The organism is Acinetobacter sp. SW-226, from assembly GCF_055632855.1.
Genome location: NZ_CM145752.1, coordinates 3162542 through 3182681 on the forward strand (window position 1 = coordinate 3162542; position 20140 = coordinate 3182681).

Annotated in this window: 16 protein-coding genes; 10 read left to right on the forward strand and 6 right to left on the reverse strand. The window is 41.8% G+C overall.

Going from position 1 to position 20140, the window contains the following annotated elements; all coding sequences use genetic code 11:
- Positions 1 to 116: 116 nt before the first annotated feature.
- Complete coding sequence (locus tag ACZ8ZH_RS15000) at positions 117 to 2312, reverse strand: carboxy terminal-processing peptidase (RefSeq protein WP_086209923.1); 2196 nt, start codon at positions 2310 to 2312, stop codon at positions 117 to 119.
- A 240-nt stretch (positions 2313 to 2552) separates the two neighbouring features.
- Here ACZ8ZH_RS15000 and nagZ point away from each other — a divergent pair, with 240 nt between their 5' ends.
- A complete protein-coding gene (gene nagZ, locus ACZ8ZH_RS15005; RefSeq protein ID WP_119064571.1) occupies positions 2553 to 3569 on the forward strand; it encodes a beta-N-acetylhexosaminidase in 1017 nt (338 codons plus the stop codon).
- 159 nt (positions 3570 to 3728) lie between these two features.
- Positions 3729 to 4598, forward strand: a complete 870-nt coding sequence (locus ACZ8ZH_RS15010) for a class I SAM-dependent methyltransferase (protein ID WP_086210019.1) — start codon at positions 3729 to 3731, stop codon at positions 4596 to 4598.
- Between the two features lie 66 nt (positions 4599 to 4664).
- On the opposite strand, the gene ACZ8ZH_RS15015 is transcribed toward ACZ8ZH_RS15010, so the two are convergent.
- Positions 4665 to 5996 carry an alpha/beta fold hydrolase gene (locus ACZ8ZH_RS15015; RefSeq protein WP_086209925.1) on the reverse strand — a complete coding sequence of 444 codons (1332 nt, stop codon included), beginning with the start codon at positions 5994 to 5996 and terminating at the stop codon, positions 4665 to 4667.
- Positions 5997 to 6302: 306 nt separating this feature from the next.
- On the opposite strand from ACZ8ZH_RS15015, the gene ACZ8ZH_RS15020 reads away from it, so the two are divergent.
- The 5 genes from ACZ8ZH_RS15020 (at position 6303) to ACZ8ZH_RS15040 (ending at position 13342) form a co-directional block, all read left to right on the forward strand.
- Positions 6303 to 7568 (forward strand): glutamate-5-semialdehyde dehydrogenase, encoded by a 1266-nt coding sequence (locus tag ACZ8ZH_RS15020; protein ID WP_086209926.1) that lies wholly within the window; start codon positions 6303 to 6305, stop codon positions 7566 to 7568.
- Between the two features lie 565 nt (positions 7569 to 8133).
- Positions 8134 to 9354, forward strand: coding sequence for an acetate/propionate family kinase (locus ACZ8ZH_RS15025; protein ID WP_086209927.1), 1221 nt, complete (start codon positions 8134 to 8136; stop codon positions 9352 to 9354).
- 55 nt (positions 9355 to 9409) lie between these two features.
- Complete coding sequence (gene pta, locus ACZ8ZH_RS15030) at positions 9410 to 11551, forward strand: phosphate acetyltransferase (protein WP_119064573.1); 2142 nt, start codon at positions 9410 to 9412, stop codon at positions 11549 to 11551.
- Positions 11552 to 11756: 205 nt separating this feature from the next.
- On the forward strand, positions 11757 to 12770 hold the full coding sequence (locus ACZ8ZH_RS15035; protein ID WP_119064575.1) for a hypothetical protein: 1014 nt from the start codon (positions 11757 to 11759) through the stop codon (positions 12768 to 12770).
- A 155-nt stretch (positions 12771 to 12925) separates the two neighbouring features.
- Entirely contained in the window at positions 12926 to 13342 is a 417-nt protein-coding gene (locus ACZ8ZH_RS15040; RefSeq protein ID WP_119064577.1) for an NUDIX hydrolase, read from the forward strand.
- A 95-nt stretch (positions 13343 to 13437) separates the two neighbouring features.
- Here the strand turns inward: ACZ8ZH_RS15040 and ACZ8ZH_RS15045 are convergent, their stop codons facing one another.
- Entirely contained in the window at positions 13438 to 13941 is a 504-nt protein-coding gene (locus ACZ8ZH_RS15045; protein WP_119064579.1) for a DinB family protein, read from the reverse strand.
- A gap of 115 nt (positions 13942 to 14056) precedes the next feature.
- Entirely contained in the window at positions 14057 to 14956 is a 900-nt protein-coding gene (locus ACZ8ZH_RS15050; RefSeq protein ID WP_119064581.1) for a DMT family transporter, read from the reverse strand.
- A gap of 181 nt (positions 14957 to 15137) precedes the next feature.
- Between ACZ8ZH_RS15050 and ACZ8ZH_RS15055 the strand changes: the two genes are divergently transcribed.
- Entirely contained in the window at positions 15138 to 16007 is an 870-nt protein-coding gene (locus ACZ8ZH_RS15055; protein ID WP_119064583.1) for an AraC family transcriptional regulator, read from the forward strand.
- 121 nt (positions 16008 to 16128) lie between these two features.
- Here the strand turns inward: ACZ8ZH_RS15055 and ACZ8ZH_RS15060 are convergent, their stop codons facing one another.
- Positions 16129 to 16308 carry a hypothetical protein gene (locus ACZ8ZH_RS15060; protein ID WP_228199452.1) on the reverse strand — a complete coding sequence of 60 codons (180 nt, stop codon included), beginning with the start codon at positions 16306 to 16308 and terminating at the stop codon, positions 16129 to 16131.
- Between the two features lie 812 nt (positions 16309 to 17120).
- Here ACZ8ZH_RS15060 and ACZ8ZH_RS15065 point away from each other — a divergent pair.
- Together ACZ8ZH_RS15065 and ACZ8ZH_RS15070 are read left to right on the forward strand one after the other, a co-directional pair.
- On the forward strand, positions 17121 to 18647 hold the full coding sequence (locus ACZ8ZH_RS15065) for a fumarate hydratase (protein ID WP_119064585.1): 1527 nt from the start codon (positions 17121 to 17123) through the stop codon (positions 18645 to 18647).
- A 103-nt stretch (positions 18648 to 18750) separates the two neighbouring features.
- Entirely contained in the window at positions 18751 to 19299 is a 549-nt protein-coding gene (locus tag ACZ8ZH_RS15070) for a DUF2059 domain-containing protein (protein WP_119064587.1), read from the forward strand.
- A 5-nt stretch (positions 19300 to 19304) separates the two neighbouring features.
- On the opposite strand, the gene ACZ8ZH_RS15075 is transcribed toward ACZ8ZH_RS15070, so the two are convergent.
- A complete protein-coding gene (locus ACZ8ZH_RS15075; RefSeq protein WP_086209935.1) occupies positions 19305 to 20021 on the reverse strand; it encodes a DUF2846 domain-containing protein in 717 nt (238 codons plus the stop codon).
- Positions 20022 to 20140: the final 119 nt, after the last annotated feature.

Below are 20140 nucleotides of genomic sequence, written 5' to 3' on the forward strand. Positions count from 1 at the left end.
TTTTACAGTTCAGATCGGTTAGATTGTCGATAAAACTGACATTTGTGTCTTAAGTCACACTTTAAAATAAAAAGCCAGTTGAAACTGGCTTTTTATTTTATTTGTCCAAAAAAGAACTACTTCACTGTACCTTTTTGCAACTTCGCATAATCTAACAAAACGTTCGCTGACTCTGTGACGAACGCTTCATCTTCAGGTAAAGCTGGTCGTTGATTTGCCTTCATTTTGGCACGTTCTTCAACTAAGGCTTCCATCGCGGCTTGATAGCTTTCCCAGTTTGCATATGGTTTTTGCCCTGCAATCTGACGGCGCTTATTTTCAGCATCCAAAGTTTGCTTTTCAAGTGCAATCAATTCAGCTTTACGTTGATCAATATCTAATACAACACGCTTTTGCTCTTCAGTCTTTTTCGAAATTTCTTTGCGTTGTTCCAAATAGTTAAACTGCGGATCCACTTTAACCCGTGCTTGAGACAACTCACCTAAACGTTTCACATAAGGAATAATACTGCCTTCACGTTTAAATGGTGCTGTCGGAATGGTATCCCACTCCAACGCATTTTTGGCTTTACGCTCACCAAATTCGTCATTATAGATATCCACCAGTTTAACGTCTGGAATCACCCCTTTGTTTTGGGTACTGCCACCCGTGACGCGATAGAACTTGCGCTGCGTCAATGTCGCTTGACCATGTGCCAAATTATCGAGCTGAACTTGAGCCGTTCCTTTACCTGTGGTGGTACTACCAATCACAATCCCACGCTCATAATCCTGAATCGCAGCAGAGTAAATTTCACTGGCAGATGCCGATGCCAAATTCACCATGACTGCCAATGGACCTGCATAGGTTTGCGCACCATTATCATCGTCTTCAAAAACGCTGACATTGCCATTACCATCTCGAATTTGCACTACAGGGCCTGACTTAATCACCTGTCCAAGCATACGAGCCACTTCTTCCAGTGACCCTCCAGGGTTATTACGCAAATCAATAATAATTCCCGATACATTTTTAGCTGCTAGGGATTTTAAAGCATTATTGGTATCTTCAGACACTGAACGATATTCTGTACCCGCACGGCGTGCACGATAGTTCAAGTAGAATGATGGAATTTCAATTACACCAAAGGTGTACTGCTGTCCATCACGAGTTATATTCACGGTACGTGAACGTACACCTGCATCTTCTTCTTGAATCACATCTCGAGTAATGGTCACACTACGTGCTTGGCTCATAGCAGCACCAGCACCCAATAAACGGATCGTGACTTTAGTACCACGTTTACCACGAATAAGCCCAACAATCTCATTACTTGGCCAGCCGATGACATCCACCATTTTTTCGCCGTCTTGCGCCACACCAATGATACGGTCACCAGACTTCACTTGTCCTGACTTACTTGCAGGACCACCTTCTACAATGGTTTCGATCTTGGTGTAGTCTTCATTGCCCCGTTCAGGTCGAATCGACACCCCAATCCCTTCAAGTTGTAACGTGGTTTGACGGTTTAACTCCATCGCATCGACAGGCGGGAAATAGTTACTGTGCGGGTCATAGGTTAAAGTCATTGCATTGAGTGTTTTATCTAACACATCATCACTTTTCACCCGCGAAATACGTTCTAACTGTCGGGTATAACGCTTAGTTAAGGTTTGTACTGGGGTTAAATCTTCAGGACTCGTTAGGTCTTGACCATTGGCCAATTCTGGATTGGCTTTCAGTGCTTTTTGCTTCGCTAACTCTTCTTCTTTACTAATCGTCAAGTTGATCAACTGTGAAACCAACATTTTGTTCCAATGCTGACGCTGCGCTGCTTCATTGGCAAAATACGGTGCTTTTTCACGATCCGTTTCAATATAAACATCAGCTTGTTTCAAGTTCTGCGGTTTTTTCAGCTCATCCAGCATATAGGTATAAAACTGGGTTAAACGTTCCCGGTATTGTGCATGAATCGCATAGGGGCCGCTTAAATCACCTGCCTTTAAAGCCACACCAAAGGTTGAGCCATATTGACGTTTATAATTTTCTATTTCAGGGGCAAGAAAGAGCGAATGATCTGGATCTAGACTGTCTAAGTAAAAATCAAGAATCCGTGCCGATGTCTTCGCATCTAAACGCTGATTAAGATAATGTTGACGGTCAACCAAGGTCGCCAGTTGACGAGACACCAAAGCCTGTTCCTGCGACGGAACAATAGCTTGTTTGGTTACAGCACTTGGTTCAGTCGCTGCAATGGCTTCATTAATGGCATGAGTGAAAAAGAATCCACCCGTTGCAATTGCAACCGCACAAGCAATGGTTTGAAGTTTCATAAATAATTCTTAGTTCCTTGGTTTTTGACCAAAATTACAATGTCATTTTTCGACATGAATTGAGAATATTCAAAATCTTAAACAACTTAATCTGTTTATGTCGTGTAGTTTTATCATAATCTGTGCTGACAAAATGTAGCAAATCATTGCAAAATTCGGGTATTGTTTTCGACGACCTGTTTCTCTCTCCTTTCAGAGCCAAAACAGTCACTGACCAAAAATCAAATACGGACACCCAATATGATTGGCGCATTGATGCTTGACATCGCAGGCACAGAACTTACTCAAGAAGATATTGCACTATTACAAGCACCGCAAGTCGGTGGCATGATTTTATTTGGACGAAATATTGAATCTCCTGCCCAAGTTCGCGCTCTGACCGACCATATGCGTCGAATCCGCCCTGATATTTTGATTGCAGTCGATCAAGAAGGTGGACGTGTGCAACGCTTAAAACAGGGTTTTAGCCTACTCCCTGCTATGGGCAAGTTTGGCGAGCTATTCTTAAGCGAACCTGAAAAAGCTTTAAACTTGGCAGAACAATCTGGCTGGCTGATGGCGACAGAAGTACTCGCAGTTGGCATCGACTTTAGCTTTGCCCCTGTGCTGGATTTAAATGACATCAGTGATGTGATTGGTGACCGTGGCTTTGCCAAAAATATTCAAGATATCGTGCCACTGGCCAGTGCTTTTCTCAAAGGGATGAAAGCCGCAGGCATGGCGTCGACAGGCAAACATTTCCCTGGTCATGGTTCAGTCAAAGCAGACTCGCATGTCGCAGCAGCCATCGACTCACGCACGTATGATGAAATTTATGCAAAAGATATGCAGACCTTTATCCAACTCATGCCACAGTTGGATGCACTCATGCCTGCACATGTAATTTATGACCAAGTTGATTCCAACCCTGCGGGTTTTTCACCGTATTGGATTCAAACTGTTTTACGTCAACAACTAGGCTTTGATGGTGTCTTATTCTCAGATGATTTAAGCATGCAGGCCGCATGTGTCGCAGGTGGAGCCGATGCACGCATTCAAGCCGCACTCCATGCAGGCTGTGACATGGGATTAGTGTGTAATGACCGAGCTGCAGCATGTGTGGCTTTGGAAGGGATCAGTCAACTTGCCCTACCAAACCAAGCTCGCTTAGAGCGCATGCGTGGTCAGATTCCAAACATCAACGTTCAATCGATGCTGCATCTAGGTGAGAGTTGGGCCAAAGTCCGTGACCAAGTCGAGCTGTTCCGCTTAGGTTAAACACTTATATCCTAGGCCATGTCTAACACGATATTTCGGACAAAGGGACATCACAAGATGTCCTTTTTTCATTATGATAAACACTAAATAAATAAAATGGCTTGTACTGCATTGCCCACACAACAGTACGAAAACAATAAAATCTCAGGTACGGATACCATGACAGACGCCCTATCGGTTCACCGCCACATCTCTTTTACTGCACATTATACGGGTTATATTTGGTATAGCATGGGCATCTCACATCCTGTATTTGCCACCAGCAAAGGGAAGTTTCTGGCCAAACTGGTACATCCACTTGAAAGTTGGGCGGAGAAACATGTCGGTGGCAGTATGCGCACCACCTTGAAACAGCGTCACCAAATGATAGATGAGCAACTTGGGGCACTGATAAAACAACACCCGAACTTACAAATTTTAGAAATTGCCAGTGGCCTATCGCCTCGGGGTTGGAGTTTCCGCCAACAGTATCCCGACATTGACTATCGAGAACTTGATTTACCCGATATGGCACAAATCAAAACCCAAGCCTTAAAACAGATTGATCAGACCAGTCCAGCCGTGCTTTCTGCCGACTTGTTTAGCGCGGATTTTGCTCGTGCTTTTGAAGTATTTGATCCAAACCGTCCATTGGTGGTGGTGAGCGAAGGTTTAATCAACTATTTTAATAAAGACATGCTGACTCAATTACTACAAGGCATCGTAGAATATGGGCAACAGTTCGATCAGTTATATTATCTAACTGACCTCTACCCAGAACCTGTAAAAAATAAGCTCGCTAACTTTATCTGGAGCAGTAGCAAACTGTTAAAATGGATGTCACGTAGCGCCTTTGGCTTTCACTTTGTCAGTCCACCTGAAGCTACTCAGTTTTTCAAACAAGCTGGCTTCCATACCGTTGCCGTTCACCAACCAACCTTAACACTTCATATCGCTCAGAAGACATATCAACATTTGGATGCACAAGAACACTTAGGCGATTTGGTCTGGATCATTCATAGCAAATGGCAAAAACCGAATTCAGTCTAAGACAGAGGCTAAAATCATCCATAAAAAAACAGCGCTCTAACGCTGTTTTTTTATTTTAAACAAGAACTAACTTACAGCTTCAAGCAATGCCAGTTCTTGTTTTTGGCGCGCAACGAAACGAAGTAAACGCTCAGCAAGTTCAAAACTACCATGTTTAAATAAGGCTCTGAGATACGGACCATCTTCAGCAAAAATTAAACATTCGATCTGAAACTCACCTTCTTCATCACTTAAGTGTAAAGCCAAATCACGTGGATATTCAGCCGCTACAGCAGCCAAATCTGACCCAAAGCGTAAAAGCACCCCAAAATAGTTTAAGTCCACCACTTCCGTTGAAATGACCAAATCTGAATGGCGATAGCTTAAAAAGGTTTCAGGTTGTTGAATCTGAATTCGCACTTCGCCCCGACGTTCCATCGTCAGCAGTTGTGCTCGACTAAATGGAATAATGCCCTCTAAATTTTGAATCGACTCATCCTTTAGGAAGGTCGCAAACAAGTGCATGGTTTCTTTACGCCGTTGCAACTGTGGCACATGGTCTGCATTGGCAATCTGTGCATATTCCATATTAGGGCATTGCAAAGCAAAATTGGCATTTTCATGCGGTAAGGTAAAGCTGTCATATTGACCGCAGGCCACCAATACTTTGCACTGCGGAATTGGCACATCCGTTAAACGGAGCAAACGATTACAGTTGATTTCATAGCGCTCTTGCTCAGTTCCAGTAAAGTCAGCCATCTGCCTAAAGAACAAACGTTTGGCGGTAGGTGACATTCGGGTTTTATCCATTTGAGCATGGTTGACCAAATACAAGATCACGGCTTGACCAAACTCATCCATGCGTTGTTCACGCATCAGGTGTAAGGATTCTTCTAGCAACATCCGCCAGCTTTTACGGGTCTTTTGCATCACACCCATCAAAATCATGCGATCTATCAACTCAGGGCGTTGATCCGCTAGGCAGGATGCCACCACCGACCCCAGCGACATGCCCATCACTGACACTTTATCTAAGCCCTCAATATCTAACCAAAGTCCGAGCATTTGTGCGAGATCACGCAGTTCTAAGGTACCCGCAGACAGACTGGTATCAATATTACGAATTTGTTGATTTGCCCCCATCGACGGCAAATCAATCAGAATAATTGGACCTGCATCTAAAAGCTGTTCCACACAATACTTATAAGAGTTAAAATTTTGAAATGCCCCACCAATGATTACAATAGGTGTGCGATGGAATGACTCTGGTCGAGCAATCGCCATATATTCAATTTTCCAGCCCTCAATCCATGTGGTTCGCGCAGGATCTTTAAAACTATTCCGATGGTAAATATCAAAAAAACCTAAACGTAAATTAGATTCATCTAGCTCGGCATCCATTTGAATAATAGAATTCATGTTCCTTCCCTCTTACTCTTGCCTATACTTTTTGTTTTGCAAGAAATTCACTGGCACCTTGACCATGATCAGTAAGGTTTCAATGTTGTAATAATTATACGAGGACTTCATGTCCTAAAATTCATTCTATACAGAGCACTCTTTTACGCGCAACAGGTTGTGCAACCGCTCATCATGTTTTAGATAAAAAACAATTTCAAAATATGTATAGGTTCCCTTATCTGCTGGATTTTTCATGTAGAGACTATGCGGTCGGGTATTAGACTGTTACTATCTTTAGTGAAATTTCTAAGTGATCAAACCGCTATGCAAGAGTCGATTGAACAATACATGCACACGGTAGGACAGCAAGCACGTCAAGCTTCTCGTATTTTGGCGCGCGCCTCTACCGAAACTAAAAACAATGCTTTGTCAGCTATTTATACTGCTTTAGTCAACAGTGAGCCCGCAATTTTAACGGCAAACCAAGCAGACATGAATAAAGCCCACAGCAACAACTTAGACAGTGCCTTACTTGATCGCTTAGAACTTACCCCCGCACGCTTCAAAGGCATGTTACAAGGTCTCAAAGATGTCATTAGCCTGAAAGACCCAGTCGGTGAAATCACTGATATGGCCTATCGCCCTTCTGGAATTCAGCTCGGTAAAATGCGCGTTCCTTTAGGCGTGGTCGGCATGATTTATGAATCTCGCCCTAACGTGACTCTAGAAGCAGCTTCATTGGCACTGAAGTCTGGCAATGCCATTATTTTACGTGGTGGCTCTGAAGCACTTGAGTCCAACAAAGCAATAGCTGAAGCTGTTCAACGCGGTTTAAAACTGGCAGGTTTACCTGAACATGCGGTTCAAGTCATTAACACCGCAGACCGCGCAGCTGTGGGTCAACTGATTACACTCACTGAATTTGTTGATGTGATTGTTCCACGTGGAGGCAAAAGCCTGATTGAACGTATCAGCAATGAAGCCCGTGTCCCTGTGATTAAGCACTTGGATGGGAACTGTCACGTTTATGTTGAAGCGCAAGCTGACCTACAAAAAGCCCTCCCGATTGCACTCAATGCAAAAACTCACCGTTACGGTGTATGTAATGCAATGGAAACTTTGTTGGTCGATGAAAAAGTCGCGGATGAGTTTTTACCCCGTGTCGCTGAGCTCTATACAGAAAAACAAGTGGAATTACGTGGCTGTGCTGAAACTCAACGAATTTTAGGTTCAGACGTCAAAACAGCGACAGAAGAAGATTGGTACACCGAATATCTTGGTCCAATCTTGGCCGTGAAAGTGGTATCGGGTATGGAAGAAGCGATTGAGCATATCAATAAATATGGCTCACATCATACCGATTCAATCATTACCGAAAACTACTCTCTAGCTCGTGAGTTCTTGGCCGCTGTTGATTCAAGCTCTGTCATGATCAATGCCTCGACCCGTTTTGCCGATGGTTTTGAATATGGCTTAGGTGCTGAAATTGGCATTTCAACTGATAAAATCCATGCACGTGGACCTGTTGGATTAGAAGGCCTGACTTCACAAAAATGGATTGTATTTGGTGATGGTCAAATTCGCCAATAGTCACTCCGACTGATATTTAGGCAAAAAGTTCAGCCCTCCTCGAAGGGCTGAACTTTTTTTATATCTGAATAATTCCCTAAAATATAGAACTCAAAAGCACCATCTATATCAGAAGTGCCTCTCGTTCTTTGTCGTTGACTAGAGCTTTGGAACTGAGGAGAACCATGGTTGAGATATGACATGGTCTAACTAAAGTGATGTCATGACTTTTTATGATTGCACTCATTGTATTGAAGTTGTGCTGATCTTCGATGCAATATCAAAAACAAACAGGAATGCCACAAACTATTTAACTGCTTTGGGTATACAGCATGCTATTTTTGAAAGGCTGAACGTGAATAATATTTCGGCATCATTTCATGAATAAATGAAAATTATGAACCGATAAATTTTAATTATTATTCATCAGACGGTCGATAGTGCTTAAGTCTAATCACCTAAAGTCTATCTAGGACTAAAAATATACACATGATACAACATAAAAAATGATCAAGATTGCATAAGAACGTACTGCATGAAGATCAGTTCTAGGACGGATAATTCAATTAGAATCGGGTATTAAAACGTGTCTACATCAGTATTAGTAATTAACTGCGGATCTTCATCAATCAAATATGCACTCGTTTCTGAACGTCGTGAAGATCGTATTTTTGGTTTAGCTGAGAACTTAGGTTCTGCTGAAGCTCGTATCAAAGGCATTACAGCGGGTGGTCAACCCCTTGAATTGTCGATTCCACACGCCGATCATGAAAAAGCATTGGAAACGATCTTAGAACGTCTTTCACACTATAACCCTCAAGCCATTGGTCACCGCGTCGTACATGGTGGTACATTGACCAAAGCTGAGCTTTTAACAGAAGAAATTGTAGAACGCATTCGTGCAGCGACACCACTTGCACCACTCCACAACCCAGCTCACTTGGTTGGGATTGACGCAACTATGCGTTTATTTCCAGAGCTACCTCAAGTGGCTGTGTTTGACACGGCTTTCCATCAAACCATGCCTGCTCATGCATACCGCTATGCTGTACCGAAGTTCTTATATACTGAGCACAATGTACGTCGCTATGGTTTCCACGGTACGAGCCATGCTTATGTGTCTGAACGCGGTTCAGAACTGGCAGGTAGCTTTAAACAAGGGGGCTGGTTAACAGCACACTTGGGTAATGGTAGTTCTACTTGTGCAATTTGGAATGGGCAAAGTGTTGATACCTCAATGGGCTTAACGCCACTTGAAGGTGTCGTGATGGGCACCCGCAGCGGTGATGTCGATCCAAGCTTACATAGTTTCCTTGCCAACAACTTAGGTTGGGATATTTATAAAATTGATAAAATGCTGAATAGCCAATCAGGCTTACTCGGTTTGTCTGATCTTTCAAATGACATGCGTACGTTGATTGAAGCCTCTGAACAAGGTGATGAAGATGCAACTTTAGCCATTGAAGTGTTCTGCTATCGCCTTGCAAAATCTTTAGCTGCACTGAGCTGTGGCCTACCACGACTGGATGGCCTATTCTTCACTGGCGGTATTGGTGAAAACTCTGCATATATTCGCGAAAAAACGATTGCTTACCTCCCACACTTTGGTTTCAACTTTAGCAAAGAAGCCAATGACAATCTAAAGCGTGGTACTGAAGGTCGTATTGATGCAGGCACAGGTCCACAGATCTGGGTTGTACCAACCGATGAAGAAGGACGTATTGCGAAAGAGACTGAGCATGTTGTAGCCAATGAGGTGATTCAAACTGCTGCAAAAAAGTCTGAAGACAATGTAGCGATCGCTTAAGCGGTCGTTACATTCGTTCAAGTCTGTTTTAATTTCTTGTATGACGAATAAATATATGAAAACAATTTTACTTGTGCCGACTGGGGAAGGTGTAGGCTTAACATCAGCCTGCCTAGGTTTGGTTTATGCACTAGAATGCCAAGGTGTTAAAGCTGGCTTTTTAAAACCATTTTCTCAAGAACTGACCACAGGTGCAGACCGTACAACGGCGCTCTACCACCATGTGTCTAAAAACGAAACTGTTGAACCCATTAATTATCACACTATTTTGCAGCAACTTAGCGCAGGTGAAAATGATGAGTTACTTGAAGATGCAGTTCGCCTACACCGCACCATTGCACGTAAGCATGACCTGATTATCGTTGAAGGTTTAGTCCCAAACAACCGTGATTCTTTTGCGTCTGAACTAAACGCGCAACTTGCCCAAGCGCTCGATGCTAAAGTGATCATCGTCAGCAATGCAGACATTAATAAACCAAGTGCGACGGCTGAGAAAGTTGATAGTCAACTCCGTTATTTTGGTGGTGCAAGTTCAGAGCGAACCGCAGGTGTGTTATTAATGCGTACCAAGGGTTTACCTGATGACTCGGCACATATTCCTGTGACGATTGACCCAAGTCTCCGTTTAGTTAGCGATACCAATAAGTTCATTATTGAACTCCAAAAGACCCATCCAAAACTCGGTTCAGACAAACTGCCAGTAATTGGTCTAGTTCCGTTTAGTAATACGCTTAGCGTACCGCGTATGTCGGACTTAGCTACGCATATTCAGGCAGAATGGATCAATCAAGGCGATGCAACACAACGTCGTGTATTACATAGCAGTTTAATTGCATCGAATATTGAGCACGAACTTCATAAGTTTGTCGCAGGTGAGCTCATCATTAGTGCATCAGATCGTATTGATGTGCTATTAGCTTCAAGCTTAGCCAGCAGTAACGGTATACCATTGGCAGGGCTCGTACTGACCGAGCACCATACGCCAAACGAGCAAGTGCTCGCGTTCTGCCAAACAGCGATTAAACAAGGCTTGCCGATTTTACATACATCACTCAGCACGTTTGACACCGCGCAAAGTTTAGCCAATCTCAGCAACGAAATTCCGGTCGATGATACTGAGCGTGCAGAACAAGTTACCCGTTTTGTATCAAGCCATATCAATGAGGCATGGCTCACTGAGATGTTGAACGGATCGTACCAACCACGCCTTTCCCCTTCAGCTTTCCGCCATGAATTGGTTCAAAAATCAATTGCCGCGAAGAAACGTATTGTTCTACCCGAAGGTGATGAACCACGTACAGTTCAAGCTGCTGCCATTTGCCAATCTCGTGGTATTGCCCACTGTATCTTATTGGCGAAACCTGAAGCCGTGGTTGAAGTGGCGAAAGCACGTGGTATTGAACTTCCACATGACTTAGAAATTATTGACCCAGATTTGATTCGTGAAAACTATGTTGAAAAAATGGTGGACCTACGAAACGGCAAACTGAATGAGCTGCAAGCACGCGAACAACTGCAAGACACGGTCGTTCTCGGCACCATGATGCTAGCACTCAATCAAGTTGACGGCTTAGTTTCAGGTGCAATACACACCACTGCAAATACCGTACGTCCAGCATTTCAGCTCATTAAAACCGCGCCTGAGTATTCATTGGTCTCTTCCGTGTTCTTTATGCTGTTACCTGATGAAGTCTATGTCTATGGTGACTGTGCCATTAACCCAGATCCAAACGCAGAACAACTCGCTGAAATTGCGATTCAATCGGCTGACTCAGCAAAAGCTTTCGGTTTAGACCCACGTATTGCAATGATCTCATACTCAACGGGTACCTCTGGTGCTGGTGCTGAAGTAGAGAAAGTCGCTGAGGCAACACGTATAGCGAAAGAACGTCGTCCTGATCTGTTGATTGATGGGCCGCTTCAGTACGATGCAGCATCGGTTGAAAGTGTCGGACGCTCGAAAGCACCTGATTCTAAAGTTGCAGGTCGTGCAAATGTATTTATTTTCCCTGACTTAAACACAGGAAATACAACCTATAAAGCTGTACAACGCTCTGCAAATGTTGTGAGTGTGGGCCCAATGTTGCAAGGTTTGAATAAACCAGTAAATGATTTGTCTCGTGGCGCTTTGGTGGATGACATCGTGTTTACGATTGCACTCACTGCAATTCAAGCGGAACAGCAAGCAACCGCTTAAATCGAGTTGATGTGATCCAAACCATCCAGCTAAACAGTTGGGTGGTTTTTTTATTTTATAGCGCATAACAATATGAAGCCAAAGCTTAACTGCTTTATATTTATGGGCATAATCAAAACACAGAAAAATAGTAAGGCTTTACTTTTCAGATACTTAAACAATATACTCAAGCCATATAATTAAATTCTAAATCATTGGTCTCATAATGAATAAAAAATGGCTTCCAATTCTACTGACAGCAACACTTTCTCTGACAGCATGCAGTGAGTCTAATCAACAGCAACAAATATCATCAGACTCAACACCAACACATAAAAACTTAAGTACAGCCAATCCAACGGATATTAAAACTGATCTTGATGCCTTGGATCAGATTGCGAATAAAAACTCTCAAGCTATTTTGAGTGCACAAGACGCACTTAAAGCAGCTCGTCAAAATAAACAAGTCGATGCCCTGCCTGCTCTACTTGAGCAACTGAAAACCCATTCTCTTGCATTTAATACGGCACTAGATGCAACACACTTCAAAAGCCATGAGGTTGCTGCGCTCAGTGAAAAATTTAAGCAAGTCCATCTTCTGGGAGTTGAGCTCGCACAAGAAAATACTAAAAATCCACCACAGATGGATCGCATCACTGGATTAGAAGCGCAAATCAGCGTGATACAACAAAGTTCTGTCAGTGAAATGAGAGCCTTACAACACATGATTTACCCTCAACTGAATTCAGGGGCATTAAACAACACGCGACAACAGGTAAAATCAGACCCTGAGTTCAATGTTACGGCTCATACTCCCCCACATAGCACCTCACATCTGAGTCAAGATAATGCCGCAGACATCAAACATGACCTCATTGCACTTAGAGCCGTATCTCATACAGCCAAACAAAAGGCGCAAGATTCTTTTACGGACATGAAACATGCGATAGACAGCGGTAATAGGAATACGCTTATGAAGGCTGTTAAACAAACCACTACACGAATTCATGAACTGAATCAAAAATACGATACTGTGACACTCAAAAGCGCTGAAGTCACAGCCGCTCGTGAAAAGTTGAAAGAAGAAAATAATCTTCAAATTGAAATGGGTAATATCATCCTATCGGACTCACCAGATCGACAGAGGTTTGCTGAGTTGAGTAATAAACATGACAATTCTCAAAAAATGGTTGAGATTGAGATGGAAGCACTTCGGCTTAAAGCCAATACAGCGTCATGATGCATTCATGTATATTTGGTGAATGCTATTTTTAGTCGAAAAACGCCCTAATGGCTTTTGATAACTAGATGCTCCAATATAGCCCGCGACCATATCCATGACCCTATCTACCTTTTAAGTAGTGTACCGACTTGCATCTTGGATAAAATTCAAAAATGATATTAATCGAAAAAGTCGTCCCAGTTATATTTCGAAATATCAATCAAAAAACAGAAATATTAGTGTTTAAACATCCAATTGCGGGTATTCAAATCGTAAAAGGTACAGTTGAGGTGAATGAAGAGTTGGAAACAGCGGCTCTGCGGGAGCTTTATGAAGAGTCTGGTATTTTATCTGCACATATTCACTCATATTTAGGTTTACATCATCCATCTGAGCAAGGTCCGAACTGGCATGTATTTATCTGCCATAGCACAGAAGCTTTAAAAGAGCATTGGACACATTTTTGCAATGATGACGGTGGATTAGAATTTAATTTCTTTTGGCACCCTCTGTTTGAGTCACCAAGCGCTGAATGGCATCCATTATTCCAAGAATTACTAACGTTTATTAAATCAAAAATTGAACCCTAATTTGGAAAAGATTTTATATTCGTTAGAACTAAAATAATGTTTATTAACAAAGACTTTATGTCTATTTTTTAACGGTGATAACTATTCTGTTTAATTTACTGACGGTCTTCGATCAACATATACACCATATCAATCTCTGGACATAGATAGCCCATTGAAGTTAAAGCTGCTGTGACTTGCCCCCGATGATGCGTTGCATGGTTAAACACATGCAATAATGTAGCAGCATAGGGTAGGCTCATTTCTAGTCCAGCCGATGTTTTGTAGTGTAAATCATGTCCAAATTTTTCCACATCAACATGTTTTAAAAAGTCTATCCAATGGTGAGCTCTGCTTTCTAACTCAAACATGAGTTTATCTTTATCCCTCTCTACGATGGTATTTAACTTCAGTAGAGGCGATGGTTTCGATGAAAACCGAGGAAACCATAGATAATGCTCCCCCACAAGCAAATGATTCAACGTTCCAGAAATAGTTTTGAAGAACAGTCCGCATTCAGCATTAAAATCTTCATCAGAGACATTTTTTAAAGCTTGGTTTAATTTTTGAGTAGACCATACGTTGTAACGAGCGAATAATTCAAACGTTTTTAAATCCATTTATAAAGCCATACATGAAGTTCTCTAAAATGAGCATAATACACAGGATGAAAAACACCTAAGCCTTTCATTTATAGTGCAGAATATCTTTTAATTTTCTCATACACTCTCAGCTTCACTTCAACATTTGACTCAGCCTCAACTTAGGTGCCTTGATAAAGAAAATTGCATTACCACATAAAATCAAAATCACCCCAATCACCGCATTCATATGCCATTGATACCCTTCCCAAAGAGTCGAAATCACCAAAGCCACCAACGGAAATAACAAGGTACTATAAGCTGCCTTGCCTGCCCCAATCCTTCCGACCAAATAGAAATAAGCAGTAAAGCCAATCACTGAACCAAAAACAGCCAAATACAATAAAGCACTCACTGCACTAAATTCCATAGCGGGGAAAAACTCGTCGTGTTTAAATCCAGCAATCAACGCCATCAGAAGTGAACCATATAGCATGCCATAAGCATTGGTGGTGAAAATATCCAGACCGTATTTTTGATGACGCGCACTGATCATATTGCCCAGTGAAAAACCATAAGTGCCCAACACACAAAGACCAATCCCTATCAGCGTATGGTTGTTTAAGGTACTTCCCACCACATCATGCCAAAATAAGGCAATAATGCCCAACCCTCCCAACAAAGCCGCAGGGTAAAAACGTGTAGAAACCTGTTGTCCAAAGAATAGTTTGGCATTGAGGGTATTAAAAATGACCGCCATCGAAAAAATAACGGCCTCCAAACCGCTACTAATATATTGCACCGCATAGTAAAAACAGACAAAGTTAAAACCAAAAATACAGCACGCTTGTAACATACAAAACAGATGATCTTTTACAGCCAATTTTTGCAGTTTTCGGCACAACACAACAAAAGCAAAGAGCACCAGAGCTGAAATAAAGAAACGCCAAAACACTGCCACATTGGTCGATATTCCACTTTGTTGTTGCAGACTTATCGCAATCCATGTCGTTCCCCAAATCACGACCACCAAAGCATATAACAGCGCATTCATACTCTTTCAATCCAACTCAAACCACTCACGCTATTGTGCTTGGTTTAGCTGTCCCATTGCTTGCACCTTCTTGTGGTCACTATCATGAACTTGTGGTTTTTTTTACTGGTTTTCGGATATAGATGACAAAATGAAATCAAAGTCCTACACTCATTCTTCCATTCGGCACTCCGTATAGATGATGAAATATCAGATTCTAGATCAATTACAACAGCATAAAGCCCAACTCCTCGACTCGGTCGAGTTAGGTTCGGGCATGCAGTTGGCCATGTGGCAAAACAACCAAGACCGCGTCAGTGTTTGCAGTAACCACCATACCCTTAGCATGTACATTCAAGGGGGATATCACAGTTATCAAAAAACAGCACAAGGTTGGCATAATGGCGGTGGGCCAGATCATATGTGCCTGATGCCACAAGATTTTGAGTCAACTTGGGATTTGCGTGACCCCCTGACTTTTGTGCATCTGTACTATACTGAGCAACATCTACAACGCGTCGCCGAACAGGTGTGGGATCGTGAGCCGAGCCAAATTATTTTAAATCCACAAAGTTTCGTGGCCGACCCACAGATTTCGATGATCTACCGACACTTTTTACTCAATGGGGCTTGGCAGAACCGTGAAAATCATTTGCAGATGAGTACTGCCACGACACTTCTGCTCAATCATTTGATTAAAAATTATAGCCATACCGAGTGGCAAGCCCCTGAAGTCAAAGGCGGGCTGTCTCCATATAGCCTGAAACAGTTATTAGAATGGATTGATCAACATATTCAGCAAAGCTTGACCTTGTCAGATTTGGCCGAGCAAACGCAGCTCAGTGAATACCATTTTGCCCATATGTTTAAGCAATCCATGCACATGCCACCACACCAATATGTAATGCAACGTCGACTTGAACTGGCACAGCAAGCGCTACAGCAGACGACTGCCAATATGACGGAGATTTCGGAACAGTATGGATTTAGCTCCAGTAGCCATTTTAGTCATCGCTTTAAAAAGCACTTTGGCTATTCTCCATCCCAAATGCGGAAAAGTGAGAAAAATTAGATCGGATAAACTCACATTCAGCTTATTTATCTAACATCAAAATAAAGCTCATCATTAGACTCGACATTAAAAAACCGAAAAATGCACTCATCAGATAAGCTTTCCGACGCTCTTGAGCAGATTAGCTCAGGACTTGATGGCGCATTTCCATATGTTGCTTTTCTTCAAAAATCGTCATCTCGACATCGTTTTTAGGCGGAGCTTTTTTCAAAAGCAAAGGCAACATTGCAAGCATCATGCAGTAAAAATTAAATTTAAATATATCTTCGACAATGACATTGCCTGCATGCCTTTGAGCCATTAAATAAAACAGGAAAATAGACCACAAGAAAAAGCATCCGATAAATAGCAAGGCTGAAGTCGAGAAATAATATTTCATTGTATTTGTTTTAAGATTTGAAACTGGAATCTTAAGGCGTTAAACAATTTTTAGCTAGTTGAAGATTTAAAGATTTGAAGATTTGAAGATTTGAAGATTTGAAGATTTGAAGATTTGAAGATTTGAAGATTTGAAGATTTGAAGATTTGAAGATTTGAAGATTTGAAGATTTGAAGATTTGAAGATTTGAAGATTTGAAGATTTGAAGATTTGAAGATTTGAAGATTTGAAGATTTGAAGATTTGAAGATTTGAAGATTTGAAGATTTGAAGATTTGAAGATTTGAAGAGAGCTTAAAACAAAAAAAGAAGATAAAGCTTAAGCCTGATCTTCTTTTTGACCGTATATCCAAGTCGCTGCGATATATACACAAAAGCCCGCAGCCATCACTAAACCTGTCAACATGTTCGATGTCCTATAGTTTGATAAGTGCATTATGCGAAAGTTTTATGACAAATTTATGACAATATTGTCATATTTTAAATGTTAGTATTTTTTCAATATATTCAAAATCTTAATATAAAAATTATACCTATTGATTCACTTTTAGCATGCAATATTTCATTCAACTTAGGCAATTTTGTCATATTTACAACCTTATATGACCTCACTTTCTCGTCAATTTTGTTCAACTATTAAACTTTCGCCCAAAGGCTGCGTAAAACATCCACAACCTCGACATTTTGTCTTATAATTTAGCCCGCTAGCTATCAGCCCGCTCAAGAGATATTTGTATGACCACTATTATCAAGCAAGATGATTTGATCACATCGGTCAAAGACGCGCTTCAGTTCATTTCTTACTATCACCCACAAGACTTTATCCAAGCGATGAGCCGTGCGTATGATCGTGAAGAGAACAAAGCTGCGAAGGATGCGATCGCGCAAATCTTAATTAACTCGCGTATGTGCGCAGAGGGCCACCGCCCAATCTGTCAAGATACAGGTATCGTCAACGTATTCGTTGAAGTGGGTATGGATGTTAAATTTGATTTAACCATGAGCTTAGACGATGCAATCAACGAAGGCGTACGTCAAGGTTACTTAGAAAACTCAAATGTACTGCGTGCTTCTGTATTGGCTGACCCAGCTTTTGGTCGTAAAAATACCAAAGACAACACCCCTGCTGTGATCTATCACAAACTTGTTCCAGGCAACAAAGTGGATATTACTGTTGCAGCAAAAGGTGGTGGTTCAGAAAACAAATCTAAACTGGCTATGCTCAACCCATCAGACTCAATCGTGGATTGGGTACTAAAAACTGTTCCAACCATGGGTGCAGGTTGGTGTCCACCAGGAATGTTGGGTATTGGTATTGGTGGTACTGCTGAAAAAGCCATGATGCTTGCAAAAGAATCGCTCATGGAAGAAATCAACATGGACGAATTACTTCGTCGCGGCCCTGAAAATAAAATCGAAGAACTTCGTATGGAAATCTTCGAAAAAGTAAACGCACTCGGCATTGGCGCGCAAGGTCTAGGTGGCTTAACCACAGTTCTAGACATTAAAATTAAAGATTACCCATGTCACGCTGCAGGCAAACCAGTCGGGATGATTCCAAACTGTGCAGCGACTCGTCACGCACACTTCCAACTTGATGGTACAGGTGTTGCACACATTCAAGCACCAAAACTGGAAGACTACCCATCTGTCACTTGGGATTCATCAACTTCTAAACGTGTTGACCTCGACAACATCACCCAAGAAGAAATGAACGCTTGGCAACCAGGCGACACCTTACTTCTGAACGGTACCATTTATACGGGTCGTGATGCTGCACACAAACGCATGGTCGACATGCTGAACAATGGTGAAGAACTTCCTGTCGACTTAAAAGGTAAATTCATTTACTACGTTGGCCCTGTAGATCCAGTAGGTGATGAAGTGGTTGGTCCTGCTGGCCCAACAACAGCAACACGTATGGACAAGTTCACACGTCAAGTACTTGAAGCAACCGGTATGTTCGGCATGATCGGTAAAGCAGACCGTGGTCCTGCTGCTGTTGAAGCAATCAAAGACAACAAAGCGACTTACTTGATGGCTGTGGGTGGCGCAGCTTACCTTGTGTCTAAAGCGATTCGTGAAGCTGAAGTGGTTGCTTTTGCTGACTTAGGTATGGAAGCGATTTACAAATTTGTAGTGAAAGACATGCCTGTATCAGTAGCAGTTGATGTGAATGGTACCTCTATTCACGCAACAGCACCAAAAATTTGGCAAGCCAAAATTGGTAAAATTCCAGTAGTCGATGCTGCAGCAGGCTAAAACTTAAGTTTTACTTTTTTGGATACCCTTAACATGCTAAGGTCATGTTAAGGGTATTTTTTTACCTATTTTTATAGACTTAATCAAAAGATATAGACCAACAATGAAAAAATTAAATCACATGCTTTACGGTATTACCTTATGTGTCCTCAGCACAGCTTCTTTTGCAAAACCCGCGACCGAAGCATCGGTAGAAAAGGCACTCAAACTCGGCGATATTAAAGGCACTTTAGCGCAGTCTCAGCAAGAGATGCGCCCTGTCTATGACCAACAAGCCGAAGAAATTATTAAGAATATTTTTAAAACATCTACACTTAATCCTGAACAACAAAAAGCTGCCAAGCAAATCGCTGAAATCACCGCATCGTTTAGCAGCAAATTGATTTCAGATCCAAAATTTATGCAAATGCTAAAAGATGTCTACATGCAGACCTTTACCGAAGAGGAAGTGTTGGCCAACATTCAGTTTCTCGAAACACCTCTAGGTCAGTCTATCAATAAAAAAAGCAGTAAAATGATGAGCGAAATCATGCGCAATAGCATCGCCATGTCTGCGGAAATGATGCAAGATCCTGCTATTCAGCAGGAAATGAATCGTCAAATTGAAAAGACCCTTACACCATTATTTTATCAAGCCAAAAAAGCAAAATAGTTTACTTACCAGGTTAAAGGATTCCACAGCTTAAACGGCTTCATCAGTTGAACATCTTCATTTGGGTCATATTTTGCAGGTTTAAGTTTTTGTGCTTTCTTTCGTAACTCACCCGTGTGTTGATCTTCAGCTACAAAGTTATAACTGTTGGACTTTAACTGGGTAAATGCAATTTCCTGAATCGCAATTTTTTCAGGGATAACCGCCAAAGGCCCTGCAACCTCTCGTCGGGTAGCCAAGTTCTCTTCATCATACTTGATGAAATAAGACTGCCCCGCTTCTACACTAAAATCGAGATATTTTGGCTTTTGGAAATGATTAATGCCCAAAGGTCTACTGCTCGATAAACGATAAGTTCCCGCGGGCAATTCGACCCAATAGTAATGATTGTTAAGCAGGCTTGGAATACGTTCTTTATTGATAAATAAGCTCGAAGCCACAATTTCTTGACGATTCCATTTTGAATCTGGACGGTATAGATAGACGATCGCTGCTTGTTCATGTTGAGGTTGAACACGCTGAAAACGCTGTCCTAATTTTTGATTGACCCAACCACCTACGCTAAACACCCCAATACGATACTGCTCAATCATGCTAGGGTCGTGATCAAAATCGACCTCATGACTGAGGGTTGATGTTAATTCAGGTTGCTCCACTGCAACTTTCCCATGACAACCCAATAAAATTAAACTGCTTAAAAGCGTAATCGTCATTGCACGCATGACTATTCCTCACGGCATATTTTTTATTTTGATACTGAATTTTTAGTTTTAATCTAGGCATCCCAGCCTATGATGCAGAGTAACATTCCCTCTTTTTTTGAATACAAAAAAACGTGTGA